The sequence below is a fragment of the Aliterella sp. E5.1 genome (genome assembly GCF_057473825.1).
The window spans coordinates 1-12,194 of sequence record NZ_JBYCCV010000104.1; the positions used below are offsets into that span (position 1 = coordinate 1).

General features: G+C 43.9%; 12 protein-coding genes and 3 pseudogenes. 3 read left to right on the forward strand and 12 right to left on the reverse strand.

Annotation, left to right across the window (positions count from 1 at the left end; genetic code table 11):
- Positions 1-171: 171 nt before the first annotated feature.
- Positions 172-438, forward strand: a pseudogene (locus AC2VE5_RS21000) (VOC family protein); the annotation flags it as partial.
- On the opposite strand, the gene AC2VE5_RS21005 reads toward AC2VE5_RS21000, so the two are convergent.
- The 9 genes and pseudogenes from AC2VE5_RS21005 to AC2VE5_RS21045 all read right to left on the reverse strand — a co-directional run bounded on the left by AC2VE5_RS21005 (position 435) and on the right by AC2VE5_RS21045 (position 7,482).
- A complete protein-coding gene (locus tag AC2VE5_RS21005) occupies positions 435-1,001 on the reverse strand; it encodes a DUF1772 domain-containing protein (RefSeq protein ID WP_486889630.1) in 567 nt (188 codons plus the stop codon). The pseudogene AC2VE5_RS21000 and the gene AC2VE5_RS21005 sit on opposite strands and share 4 nt — an antisense overlap.
- A 172-nt stretch (positions 1,002-1,173) precedes the next feature.
- Entirely contained in the window at positions 1,174-1,680 is a 507-nt protein-coding gene (locus AC2VE5_RS21010; RefSeq protein ID WP_486889631.1) for a class I SAM-dependent methyltransferase, read from the reverse strand.
- Positions 1,681-1,794: 114 nt separating this feature from the next.
- Positions 1,795-2,139: pseudogene (locus tag AC2VE5_RS21015) on the reverse strand (DUF3703 domain-containing protein).
- A complete protein-coding gene (locus AC2VE5_RS21020) occupies positions 2,063-2,788 on the reverse strand; it encodes a winged helix-turn-helix domain-containing protein (protein ID WP_486889632.1) in 726 nt (241 codons plus the stop codon). Before AC2VE5_RS21020 ends, AC2VE5_RS21015 begins: the two are co-directional and overlap by 77 nt.
- Positions 2,773-3,582, reverse strand: coding sequence for a hypothetical protein (locus AC2VE5_RS21025; RefSeq protein ID WP_486889633.1), 810 nt, complete (start codon positions 3,580-3,582; stop codon positions 2,773-2,775). Before AC2VE5_RS21025 ends, AC2VE5_RS21020 begins: the two co-directional genes overlap by 16 nt.
- A gap of 140 nt (positions 3,583-3,722) precedes the next feature.
- Entirely contained in the window at positions 3,723-4,502 is a 780-nt protein-coding gene (locus AC2VE5_RS21030; protein ID WP_486889642.1) for an AAC(3) family N-acetyltransferase, read from the reverse strand.
- A gap of 55 nt (positions 4,503-4,557) precedes the next feature.
- Entirely contained in the window at positions 4,558-5,328 is a 771-nt protein-coding gene (gloB, locus tag AC2VE5_RS21035; protein ID WP_486889634.1) for a hydroxyacylglutathione hydrolase, read from the reverse strand.
- Positions 5,329-5,338: 10 nt separating this feature from the next.
- Positions 5,339-5,710: a hypothetical protein gene (locus AC2VE5_RS21040; RefSeq protein WP_486889635.1), complete on the reverse strand. Its 372-nt coding sequence runs from the start codon at positions 5,708-5,710 to the stop codon at positions 5,339-5,341.
- A gap of 62 nt (positions 5,711-5,772) precedes the next feature.
- On the reverse strand, positions 5,773-7,482 hold the full coding sequence (locus AC2VE5_RS21045) for an ABC1 kinase family protein (protein WP_486889637.1): 1,710 nt from the start codon (positions 7,480-7,482) through the stop codon (positions 5,773-5,775).
- A gap of 218 nt (positions 7,483-7,700) precedes the next feature.
- Here AC2VE5_RS21045 and AC2VE5_RS21050 point away from each other — a divergent pair, with 218 nt between their 5' ends.
- The gene (locus tag AC2VE5_RS21050) at positions 7,701-7,913 is read left to right on the forward strand and encodes a hypothetical protein (protein ID WP_486889638.1); all 213 of its coding nucleotides are present in this window, start codon (positions 7,701-7,703) and stop codon (positions 7,911-7,913) included.
- 15 nt (positions 7,914-7,928) lie between these two features.
- Here AC2VE5_RS21050 and AC2VE5_RS21055 read toward each other — a convergent pair whose 3' ends face one another.
- On the reverse strand, positions 7,929-8,054 hold the full coding sequence (locus AC2VE5_RS21055; protein ID WP_486889639.1) for a hypothetical protein: 126 nt from the start codon (positions 8,052-8,054) through the stop codon (positions 7,929-7,931).
- Between the two features lie 44 nt (positions 8,055-8,098).
- On the opposite strand from AC2VE5_RS21055, the pseudogene AC2VE5_RS21060 reads away from it, so the two are divergent.
- Positions 8,099-8,926: pseudogene (locus AC2VE5_RS21060) on the forward strand (Rpn family recombination-promoting nuclease/putative transposase).
- A gap of 156 nt (positions 8,927-9,082) precedes the next feature.
- Here AC2VE5_RS21060 and AC2VE5_RS21065 read toward each other — a convergent pair.
- Positions 9,083-11,674, reverse strand: a complete 2,592-nt coding sequence (locus AC2VE5_RS21065; protein ID WP_486889640.1) for a M1 family aminopeptidase — start codon at positions 11,672-11,674, stop codon at positions 9,083-9,085.
- Between the two features lie 168 nt (positions 11,675-11,842).
- Positions 11,843-12,085, reverse strand: a complete 243-nt coding sequence (locus AC2VE5_RS21070; protein WP_486889641.1) for a hypothetical protein — start codon at positions 12,083-12,085, stop codon at positions 11,843-11,845.
- Positions 12,086-12,194: the final 109 nt, after the last annotated feature.

The window sequence follows — 12,194 nt, forward strand, 5'->3', positions numbered from 1 at the left end:
CTTTTATCACTCTGAGTAAGGAAAAAACAAACTAAAACTTGAAAAAGCTTGTAATGTAAAGCTTTTAAACTTTATTTTCTCACATCAGACTTCCTTTGTAGTCATTTTGCCAAAATCCTGAGCTAAAGCAGGTTCTAGATTTTACTCTCCTGAAAGTGACAAAAGAGGGATAGGCAGGATGCTGGTTTTAATCTAATTTTTCTCCGAACTGGGTTGGAAACTTTTAAACCATCTTCTATGCGCGGACATCGAGCAGACGGGTTATTAATTGTCTTTGTGGTGGATGATATTGATGGCGAATACGTGCGGTTGCAAGCAGAAGGAGTAGCGATCGCCACACCAATCGAAACTGAATCCTGGGGAGAAAGGTTTTTTCAAGTCACAGACCCAAATGGTGTAATAATTCAACTCGTGCAGTGGGCGATCGAGGCAGATTAGCCACGACGGTACTTAAAATCCGTTTGATGAGTTTCTTGTTCAAGATGTCTCCTCCTATCTGACGAGAAGCGCAGGTTACGGTTATTAGACTGAGGCATATCAACCAATATAGAAATCACGAGGGCAACGAATCCAGTGAAACTAAAAACAAAATTGGTGAAATGGGCGTATTCCCACTGGTTTCTTAGTTGTTCCCACTGGGTTGGCACTGACCTTACATTTGACTGTTCAATCACAACATTAACAGGTTCGATGCGCAGAAAATAGATGAAGGGAAACGCGATCGCTAGACAAATTGTACCTGCCAGTGTCCACCAAAAAACAACTCGGCGTTTTCGCACCAAAACGGTGAGAGCGATCGCGCCAAGAACTGCCCCTACTGTAATAAATGCACCTGGACCCGGCGCGCCAGAGTATTGGTACAAGCTATTTTGAATTGTTATATAAAGCGCCTCATCGTACTGCATCTTGGCAGGGAGTTCTAAAGCATGAGCAAACTCTACTCCCATAAATAATGCGACGAGGGTCAGTGTTAGCAAACGCCAGATTTTTAGAAACATCATGACCTCCTACCGATACAAACCATGCTGGTAAGACGAGCTAGTCCCACCGGAAACGAGAAAAGCTGAACTTGAGTTAACCCTGCTGCACGCATAAGTGCTAATAGTTCTGCTGAGGTAAAGCATCGATTCCCCCAATACCATTGAATGAGCGAATCGAGTAGTCCCGATCGAGTTACAACCAGAACCAATGGTGCGCCAGGACGCAAAACTCTGACCATTTCCTATAATCCTTGGGCTGGGCTTGGCAGATTTCGAGCATATGAGCGCTAATAACAGCATCAAAGCACTCATTTGCAAATGGCAACGTATTTACATCACTTTGACAGATTTGGTGGCGAATGTTTGCCTGAGAGAGTTGTCGATCTGCTGTGTTGAGCATCGCCTTTGAGATATCCACTCCAGTAATCTGTGTTGTTGGATTGATGGTTTGAGCAAATGCTAGACTGAACGCTGCTGTGCCAATACCACAATCACAAATGTTTATGTTGTCTTTCCAGGGAGGCAGAATATTGGTAGTTTTGAGCGATCGCCATAATTCTCGATAAGCATAACGATAACCCAAAAGATAAAGATGCTGATACCACCAGGAAGCAGCCCGATTATAGGTTTGAGATAGCTGCGTAGTTGTTGGATAAACTCGTTGAACAGAGATTTGCCACCATCCAATCGTCCATTCCATTATGAAACCTCATTGAGATGCGACTGTACTTTTAAAGTCGCTCTTAGATTCGATTTCATCCCTACTCGAATGGATAGTTGAAAGGATAGTTTCGGAACCGTTAAAGACGCAACGCTACTGATTCAGAATTTGTTGAATATCTTCGGGGATAGACATCTTTTCTGAGTCGTTGATGTTGGCTTTACCACCCCTCAAGGATCTCATCTGTCCAAATAGGAACGTTAAGGGAATTGCCAGAAGTGTTGGCATGAGTTGCCCTGCCATCTCTTGAAAATCGCGTTGTTTCTAGGCAAGTTTTAGCATATTCCAATGAGCGATCGTGTGAGAAATCGCGTCAGTTTGTCCCAGAATGTGAGCGCGTTGTAAGGCTGTCCATGCAGTCTCAAAGTCTTGATTTGTGATCGCTGTTTTTGCTCTGCAAAGTTCTTTTTTGAACTGTTCTTGTATATTTGTTTTCATTACTTCGTTGACGGGCTTGCATTCCTTTAAAGGCAAAGACTAATCCCCAAAGTCGATCCGTGGGTTCAGGAACAGGATTATTTTCATGGAGGAACTGTTCAAGAGTTTGGATCGCAATAATCGCATCCGCAAATTGAGAAGAAGTGAACGCTGCCCAGGCTTTAGCGACTAGCAACCAGGGACGGGTATGAATTAGTTGGGGAGGAAGTTCTACTAGAGCATTTCGCAAAACGATCGCATTAAGGCGAGGATTTTCACTCGTCTGAATTTCCTGTTCGATCATTCTTGCTGCATCTTCAAACATTCTGGCAGCGATCGCGTGATGAATGGCATTGGCAATGTCTCCCTGCTGTTCGTACCATTGGGCGGCGTGATCGTGATATCTCAATACGCAATCGGGTTCTGTCCGATGCAAAATATGCCGCAATGACTCGGCAAATAGGTGGTGATAACGATACCAGGTGCGATCGCTATCTAAGGGAACGACAAATAAATTCTGACGCTCTAGTTGCTCTAAAATATCTGTTCGAGCGATCGCATCTTGCGCGACGACGGCTGCACACAAAGAACTGTACATCTGCCCCAGAATAGAGGTTCGCGGTAGAAATGATTGGACAGACTGCGATTGGCGCTCTAAGACTTCTTGCACCAAATAATCCAGAATATACCGATGGTTGCCGCCAAAAGAATCAATCTAGCAGGATTTGCCGGATCTCGCAGTGAGAGCATGGCTAACTGTAGTGCTGCAATCCAGCCTTCGGTTCTCTTTTGAAGGGTTGCCACCTGGATTGTTGTTAGCGACGGCGCTAGGGACTGATGCAGGAATGCCCCCGCTTCTTCCTCTGTAAAACGCAAATCATCAGCACGTAATTCTATTAGTTGAGTGCGAACTCGCAATTTACTTAAGCGTAGAGGTGGATCGACACGAGTAGCGATCGCCAGATGTACCTGTGCGGGTAAATACTCCAACAGAAAAGTAAGTGAGTCATGAATGACTGGAGTTGTAATTAGATGATAATCATCTAGGACGATAATTAATTCTGTTTGAAGTTGTGTTAGTTCGTTAATTAGCGGTGTCAAGAATGCTTCAAATGGAAATAGCTCAGGCGATAGCGAAGCGATACTGCGATCGCCAGATCGCAGTATCGCCAACGTCGATTCCCCCATGCCGCCATTGCTTTGCTGTAAGGCTGTAACAAAATATATCCAGAAGCGGATTAGGTCATTATCCCGCTCATCTAGCGACAGCCAACTTACCGGAAATTCGATTTGATGCGCCCATTCACCCAATACCGTTGTCTTGCCAAAACCTGCTGCCGCCGATACCAGAATCAGTCTGCTGGTTAATCCCTGATTTAATTTCTCTAGGAGACGTTTCCTCTGCACCAGAGACAAAGGTGGCGATGGAAGATGCAACTTGGTCACGAGCAGGGGATTAACCATGTCGAGTTGAACCTTTGTGCAAATCTTATCTTCAACGGTAACAAATTAAATCGTTTTCTTCGCCCCAGATTGTACGCCCGACGATGCTAAATATCAGGGCTGAACTTCGCGCAACCGCCGCTTGACAAAACAGCGTTTTCTCAACGCCAGAGACTCGCTCTTGCTTCGTTGCATTCTTCATCAACTCCAAATGGATTTAGAAAAACGGTTTCATTGCTTTGCAGTTGCTCCATCACAACTTTAACGATGTCCCGCGACATGATTAAACGAGCCTCCCCATGACCAACATTTCCACGTCTTTGCAAATTTTTTGCTTCCAGCCATCGATCTACTAACCGAAAGTTCTCACAGCAATGGTCTATTTCCTCATAGTCGAATCGGCAAAGTTGTCCGTTTTGCCAAAGGCATACGTGTTTCTTGCGTCGGTAACGAACTCCAAATAAATATTCTGTGAGGTGAACAGTAGTATTTGCGTCATGTTCTACACCCAACAATAAAACTTGTCCATTTAATTCGTACACTCGCCCCACGGGGCTATCTAATCCATGGGGTACGTCAACAGGGTGGGAGGCTACAATCTGAGCCGCTTTGGAACCTATAGCAGCAAAAGCATGAGGGCTATCGCTGCGTAAAACGTTTGGCAATTGCCAAAAGGTATTTGCTACAACACCCATACCCAGGCAAGGAGTCACACGAGGGTCAAAAGGGCGATCGTCATCATCGGACATACTGGGCATGACCAGTGTGCCATCAGAACCCAAAGCGTTTTGTAAAGCTGTAATCAAGCCTAGAGGTTCATTCTCAACAGGCTTTACCTTTGAAAAAGAGCAATGTATTAGCAGAACCCCACCCGGTATAATACCAAGCTCAAGCATCTGCTGAGTTAGTTCGCTTGAAGAAACGATCGCTCGTTGCATAATGGGCTAATACTAAGTGCGGATATGGGACCCCAGATAGATAAGATTAAAAATGCCATTAAAACCGATCTTTCATTCCTCGCAGCCGAGCAAAAGTTTGGACTGGATCGCTGCTATTAACGGCGGCTTGCAATGTCGGCTGATGCCAACGTAGAAATGGATTGGTGCGCTTTTCTAAGCCCAAATTAGAAGGAATTGTTGCTTCCTTGCGGCTGCGGGCGGCTTGAACGCCAGCAAAACGAGTTTTTAAGTCAGGGTTGTTACTATCTACCGTTAAAGCAAATTTGAGGTTATTTAAGGTGTATTCATGGGCGCACCATACCCGCGTGTCGTCTGGTAAAGCTTGCAATTTGCTTAAAGACTCCAACATCTGCGTTAGCGTACCTTCAAACAATCCCCCACAACCGCCAGCAAACAATGTATCGCCACAAAACAACTCCCCAGTTTCTGTCGCTGTGGCGGGGGAGTAATAGGCTATATGGGCGCGGGTATGTCCGGGGACAAAAAAGACAACGCCAGTGTGAGCGCCAAAATTTACGCGATCGCCTTCCTTTAAAAATACTTGCTGTCCGGGTATTCTGCCGCGATCTTCGGCTCCACCATAAACTACAACATTATCAAAGCGTTTGATTAATTGCTGGTTTCCCCCGACATGATCGTGGTGGTGGTGAGTATTGAAAATTGCTACTAATTTAGCTTTTAATTGTTGCAGTTGCTCTATTACAGGTTCTGCAACCGCCGGATCGACGACCGCCGCAATGTTTTTTTGGCGATCGTGCAATAGAAAAATATAATTGTCTGTAAGCGCGGGAATGCGAATTATTTGCATAATTACCCTTTTAACGCCAAGAATCTAAATCCAAAGATTCAAAGCCTTTCTTTTCGACAAACGACAACATACTGCCTAGTTGATACCACACTAACAAACCGATTAATAAGGTTAAAGGTGCAGCCGTCGCCGTTGCCAGCCAACTAGGAAAACCAAATATTTCTAATCCCGCCGCCAAAAATAATAATATTCCGCCATTAATACCCAAGTACGGAATAATTAATTGTCCCGTAGGTAATTGAGCCTTAGTCGCCGCCGCGCGATCGCTCGACCATTTTGCCACAATTAGTTTTAAGGTAGCAGCAAAAGCCGTACCTGCCGCTAGAGCGATCGCAAATCCGGCAAACATTAAAAAATACGGCGGTTCGGGATAGTAAGACATAGTAATTTGTAGTTGGTGATTGAGTGGAAAGAACCTCTTTTAGCTATAAAGAGGTTCTAGAATCATTTACCTGAGTTGCCATTAAAAGCATTAAAAACAGGTAATAGTGCGGCGGTGCGCTCTCTGGACAATTCGCTTAAAGCACCGATCGCTACATCAAATAGACGATTTGGCTGTAATTCATCTTTAACCAAATTCCATAGCCTTTGTACTTCTGCCGTATGCAGGCGATCGTCTTCGGTTAAAGCGATGAGTAATTGCTGTCTCAAATACTGCCCTTCATCAGATAGTAAAAACTGTAAACCCATCTGCGCTGTAGGCAATAAGTCAAAACTATTATCCGCGCGCGCGATCGCAATTAAGTCCTCTAGCCTTTCCCACTGAAACTTGCCATTTTTAAATAGCAAGTTTAGCAACCGTCGCCGTAGTTGGGGGGTTTCACCATTTAACAAGCGCTTGGCTATGTATGGATAAGCTACTTCAACAATTTTGAAGTCTGGATTTAAGCTTAAAGCAATACCTTCTTGCGTCACCAAAGAGCGAATAATTAAGGCAAACTTTGCCGGGACGCGGAAAGGATACTCGTACATCAATTCCGAGAAGGAATCTGTAATAGTTTTGAAATTGAGCTTACCTACACTTTCGCCGATCGCATCTTTGAGGACAGCTTCTAAAGCAGGTACAATCGGACGAATATCGGTATTTGGGGCTAAAAATCCTAGCTTGACGTAATCTTCTGCTAATTCGATATAGTCTTGATTGACTAAATGCACCAACGCATCTACCAAGGTTTCTTTCATTTCCTCGGTTAGCTGATCCATCATCCCGAAGTCGATGTACGCCATCCGCCCATCAGGGGTTGCAAACAAGTTTCCTGGATGGGGGTCAGCGTGGAAAAACCCATACTCTAGCAACTGTTTTAGCCCAGCAGTTACGCCAATTTCAATAATTTTATTTTGGTCGAGTCCGGCTTGCTTAATTAGATCGGTATCGGTGAGTTTAAAGCCATTAATCCACTCTAAAGTTAAGACGCGAGTGCTGGTATAGCGCCAGTAAATAGATGGAACTTTGACGCGAGGATCGTCGCGGAAATTTGTCGCAAATTTCTCAGCGTTGCGACCTTCATTAAAGTAATCAATTTCCTCAAATAACTTTGTCCCAAATTCATCGACAATTGTTTGCAAATCGTGACCGAGATTGAGTGGCAGCCAAGGCGCAAGCCAACCCGCCGCCCAGCGCAGGAAATACAAGTCTAAGTTTAAAACTGGGCGCAAATTTGGGCGCTGTACTTTTACCGCTACTTCTTCTCCAGTGTGCAGACGTGCTTGATAGACTTGTCCCAAACTAGCGGCGGCTACAGGCTGGGGGGTAATTTCACTGTAGAGTTCTTCTAGGGGACGACCTAATTCTTTTTCAATTGTTTGAAAAGCGATCGCATTACTATAAGGTGGTAGCTGATCTTGCAGCTTAATTAGTTCTTCTAAAAAGTCTTTTCTAACCAAATCCGGGCGCGTTGATAGGGCTTGACCGACTTTAATAAAAGTAGGACCCAAGCGAGTAATGATTTCTCGGAGTTGAGTCGCTCGTTTGGGCTGATTTTCTTCGGCTTTTCCCAACCACTCATCGGTTTTCATCCCCACAATAAAGCCCGAAAAAGACCAAATAATAGTTAAAATCCGTCCCCATACTAGCCAAGGACGGAAACGGTAATATTTTACTAACGCTTCAGGGTTGTAGCGTCGATTTTCTTGACTAACTTGATACTGACCCACGCTTCGATCTGCCTCTCACACTGGGAATTGTACTTTTATTGTGGTTTTCATCTAAAGATTAGGTAGCTCTTTAATTACAGCCGCCAAAAACAACCACTTATTTATATCTTTTTATTAATTATAGTATTTAAAAGTACAAAGTATTTATAAGAAAAGTAACAAATACCTATAGAGTCCATTTAACTCTACCGAGCTATTAGTGATTATCGATTGGCAAGATGATTCTGGTCGATTACAATACATCTCCGGTTTCATGGACGGTTTTTTTTGATAATCGCATTTCTACCAAGCATGGTATTCGCTACTTCACGGGAGACAACTTCACCGCCACCCTGGACGGCGAACACTTAGATAAACAAGCCCATCCCTACGACTTATTTAATATCAACTTAGCTCCAGGAATGCGAAATATGATTACCGCTCTCGTCTAGCCAGTTTTCCTGTGTTTAACGATCTGTTGCGTCGTAAGTGGAAAAAATCGCGCTAACATTGCGGTCAATTGCTGCCGTCTGCAAGTTATTTTTGTTGTTAGTAAAACTAACCGTGCGTCCTACGGCATCGGTAACAGCCATTACTAAGATAAAGTAGTCCTGCTTGTCCCCTCAATGCTCTACCAGTGATTGACAACATTTCAAAGTTTCTCATCGAACAGTATTCTGCTGATTTTGCAGCTTGGTTATTAGGTCAATCAATTAGTCTGACTACTATCAATCCCACTGAACTCAACGTAGAACCAATTCGCGCCGATTCGGTAATGCTATTGCAATCAACCGATGTGATTCTCCATACGGAGTTTCAAACCGTTGGTGATGAAACAATGCCTTTTTGGATGGCAGATTATTATCTACGCTTACAACGCAAGTTTCCAGAGCAAACTATTTAACAAGTAGTAATTTACCTCAAGAAGACAAGTTCGGATTTAGTTAGACGAGAACGATATCAAACTCTTGTGATGACTCACCAGTTTCGCGTTATTCGCTTATGGGAAGAACCAGTGGAAGTATTTTTGAGTAGCCCAGGATTGTTACCTGATGCCGTATTGAGTCAGGCATCAGAGAAAGAAATTGTATTAGCGCGGGTGGTGGGGGAACTAGAGCAAATAAGCGACCCTAGAGAACAGAGTAATTTAGTAGCCGCGACAAGTATCTTGGCGGGGTTAGAATTAGAAGAGCAGATAATTCGACGATTGATGAGGAGTCCGGTGATGCGTGAGTCTACGATGTATCAATCTATTTGCCGCGAAGGTCGGGCTGAGGGTCTGGAACAGGGTCGCACCGTTGAAGGGAAAGCCTTAGTTCTCAAGTTGCTTCAGAGAAAATTGGGTGGTCTATCATCTTCGCTGACTACCAAAGTGAGCGCTCTAAATCTTGAGGAGTTGGAGGCTTTGGGTGAGGCTCTGCTGGATTTTACAAGCGTTGAGGATTTGGAATCTTGGTTGGGGTAACGCGATCGCCAATTCTTTTACCCATAACGCCATAATTTTCCTGTCGCCGTGTGCGATCGCTCTATTTCAATAATTAATAATGGGTGTCGAACTGCTTTTTGAACTAAAAGAGAGATTTAGCGCGATCGCAGTGCGCGATCGCGGATAGACTATAGCTTAACTACTAGCTGACTTAGCCTCCAAACTTTCTAAACGGCTTTTGAGTTGCTGATTGTCTTTTTTTAGTTGGTCAAGTTCCTCGCGTAATTGCTTTGTTGCTTGCTGGGAACCAGCTTTTGCTTGTACTTGTTGCACGGCTTCCTCCGCCATACGCCGCACTCTCCCGTCTGGAGTTTGGCTGGCTAAAGCGTTCAAAATACCTGCCGCTTTAATGGTTTCCATTTGTCCTAAAGCTACAACTACCGAAACTTGAGTTAAGAAAAACGTTTCTACCGATAGCCCGTCTAAGCGTTCTAATATTCGTTCCAAATTAACCGGAGTTTGACCTGCCGAAATTGTGCCTAATGCCCGAATAGCCGCTAAACGCAAGGCTTGAGGAACGCCCGCTTTGGTATACTGCAAAATGATGTCGAGGGCTTCAGAGGAAGTTTTTAACTGACTTAGCCCACCAATTGCCCCCGATCGCACAACTTCATTCCAGCCTGCTTTGTCTTCTAAAACATTATTAAGCAGCTTAATAACTTTTTTTTCTTTTGATTCCTCCTCTAAATTTACCGATGCGATCGCACCTATAGCTCTCGCCGCCGTTGCTTCCACGTAGTAGCTAGGATCGCCACCAGTAACAAAAGGCTTAATTGCTTTGTAACTTGCTTTAGTTTTAATTTGTGATAGGGCTTCAATTACCGCGCGACGGACTAGAGCATTTTCATCTTGCAAACCAGCCACCAACCCATCGAAAGCTTGGTCTAGCTTGACTTCGGCTAAATTCTTGGCAACTTCAACTCTTACGCCCCAAAACTCATCGCTCTTTAGAGCATTAGTCAGCGCCTTGACAGCTTCTAATCCGCCTTTAGTTGCGATCACTTTGGCTGCATATATCCGCGAAACAGGATCTTTGTCAAATTGCAACTGTGCTTGTAATTCTGGCAAAGCATACTCTAAAGCAACAGTTTTTAAGTAATTATTTCCAGCATCAAAGCTAACAAACTGGGGCTTTTCTGGCAAAGGGAAGTAAAAACTTTGTTCTCGTTCGTAAATGCGGACAGGGAAGGTTTTAAAATCTGTTGGGTTTCCTTCTTGGGTATAACCAAAAGCAATCGGGATTTTGAGATCGAATAAATCGGTACTACTACCTTCTTTAACTTGGGTTTGAGTAACGGTAACTTTGGCTAAGTTGATGTCTCCATCCCAAGTGTAAGCAACCTTATAATCAGGATGACCGCCGCGATAAACATACTGATCGAATAAAAATAGCAGATTGCGCCCGGAAGCTTTCTCAATTGCTCTTAGTAAGTCGATAGTTTCTACAGTTTTGTGGGCGTTATCTTGAACGAAAGTATGAATTGCTTGCCAAAACAAATCGTCACCCAATTCGGCGCGAATCATATGGTACACGCAAGCACCTTTTTCGTAGAGATGGCGATCGTATAATTCGATCGCTTCGCGGTAAATATGGGTAACAATGGGACGACGGTAACGGCTGCTATCTTCGGCTAAATAGTTACGAGCTTCGAGCAAACGGTAGTAAGCGGCTTCTTGGTTGCCATACTCTTCTTGCGTCCACATAACTTCAGAATATGAAGCCATGCCTTCTTTAATCCAAGCATGAGACCAATGTTTAATTACTACCAAGTCGCCAAACCATTGATGAGCAAGTTCGTGAGCAACTAAACTTTCGGTATTGCGGTTATCTAAAGCTGCTCTTTCGTCTAACAAACAGCGATCGGTTAGCAACGTAGTAGAAGTATTTTCCATCCCGCCAAAGATAAAATCATCAACGCAGACTTGGGCGTATTTGGGGAAGGCGTAAGAGTAGCCGTACTTGTCGCTAAAAAACTCAATCATCCGGGGAGTCTTGCCCATGCTGCGCCGTGCGTCTTCTTCCCTACCTTTTTCCACGTAGTAAGTTACGGGTTTGCCTTGCCATTCGTCTTCAATTTCGGCAAAATCTCCCACCGCCAAAGTCATCAAATAAGTGGGGTGGACTTGCTCTTGCAACCAGTGGTAAATTTTGGAGTCGCCGTCTTCTTGGGTTTCAATTAAGCGCCCGTTGGAAATAGCCAGCATAGACTTAGGGACTCGGACTCTAATTTCTGACGTAGCTAATTGTCCTGGGTAGTCGAAGCAAGGAAACCAAAACCGAGAATCTTCATCTTCTCCTTGCGTCCAAACTTGGGTAGGTTTATGAGGATAATGCTTGTCAGGAGTAATAAAATATAGTCCGCGTTGGGGTTTTTCGACAAAGTAAGCGATCGCAATTTTTATTACTTTCCCAGATTCTGTTGCTGGATCTAAGCGGATATCTAGCTTAGATCCATCGTAATCAAAGCTTTGCTGTATCCCATCGATCTGTACCGATAGAATATTTAAGTTAACCGCATCTAATGACAATCGAGTAATACCCGTCGTTATTGGTTTTAGTGCGATCGTGCAAATCCCTGTGTAGCTTTGGTTAGGAATATCTAAGTTGAGGTCTAAAAAAATATGCTCGACTTGTCCAGGGCGATCGGGGTTGTAGTGGGGTTTCGCCCCTGGTAATTCAAAAGATTTGTGGCTATTATTTTCCGAATCAAAATAAGAATGCGGCATGGTTAAAAGTGAGGAATATCAGCTAAATTCTAACTTTTCCACCATAAAGCTTTTTGATTATGTCGGGAGTAACAACTAACTAATCAATTTTTGCTTTAAAACGGATAAAGCCGTAAGAATTGACTGGCGTACCTGCACCTGTCGCATTAGGAACATTGCCTAGATTGACTACCACTGCACTTCTACCACTATTTGTGCCAGTACAAGAACCAGGAAAACCAGCCGTATAAAATTGACATTGCTTGCCTGTGCAGCACCATTGTTGAGGAAGTAGATGGTATATTCCACTTCATCGCCAGGTTTAAAACGAATCGTTGGTGCGATCGTACTGCTATTTATCGCCCCGCGTAAGGAAGTAGTATTCGGCGTAGGCCACAAAGCATCATTATCATCATACCAAATTGCGTTCAAATATAGTAGAGTAGTGAACAACAAAGTTTGTCCTCAAACAACGAGTTAGGCAGGTGGATATGGGTCAAGTTACTCAAGCTTTTCCCCATTTAGAGCTAGAGGCAGTAAA

What these genes read in the sequence shown, in the direction of transcription:
- AC2VE5_RS21065 (WP_486889640.1), bottom strand. Translation starts at nt 11,674, where the DNA reads ATGCCGCATTCTTATTTTGATTCGGAAAATAATAGCCACAAATCTTTT.
- AC2VE5_RS21010 (WP_486889631.1), bottom strand. Translation starts at nt 1,680, where the DNA reads ATGGAATGGACGATTGGATGGTGGCAAATCTCTGTTCAACGAGTTTAT.
- AC2VE5_RS21040 (WP_486889635.1), bottom strand. Translation starts at nt 5,710, where the DNA reads ATGTCTTACTATCCCGAACCGCCGTATTTTTTAATGTTTGCCGGATTT.
- AC2VE5_RS21025 (WP_486889633.1), bottom strand. Translation starts at nt 3,582, where the DNA reads ATGGTTAATCCCCTGCTCGTGACCAAGTTGCATCTTCCATCGCCACCT.
- AC2VE5_RS21055 (WP_486889639.1), bottom strand. Translation starts at nt 8,054, where the DNA reads ATGGCTGTTACCGATGCCGTAGGACGCACGGTTAGTTTTACTAACAAC.
- gloB (WP_486889634.1), bottom strand. Translation starts at nt 5,328, where the DNA reads ATGCAAATAATTCGCATTCCCGCGCTTACAGACAATTATATTTTTCTA.
- AC2VE5_RS21050 (WP_486889638.1), top strand. Translation starts at nt 7,701, where the DNA reads ATGATTCTGGTCGATTACAATACATCTCCGGTTTCATGGACGGTTTTT.
- AC2VE5_RS21005 (WP_486889630.1), bottom strand. Translation starts at nt 1,001, where the DNA reads ATGATGTTTCTAAAAATCTGGCGTTTGCTAACACTGACCCTCGTCGCA.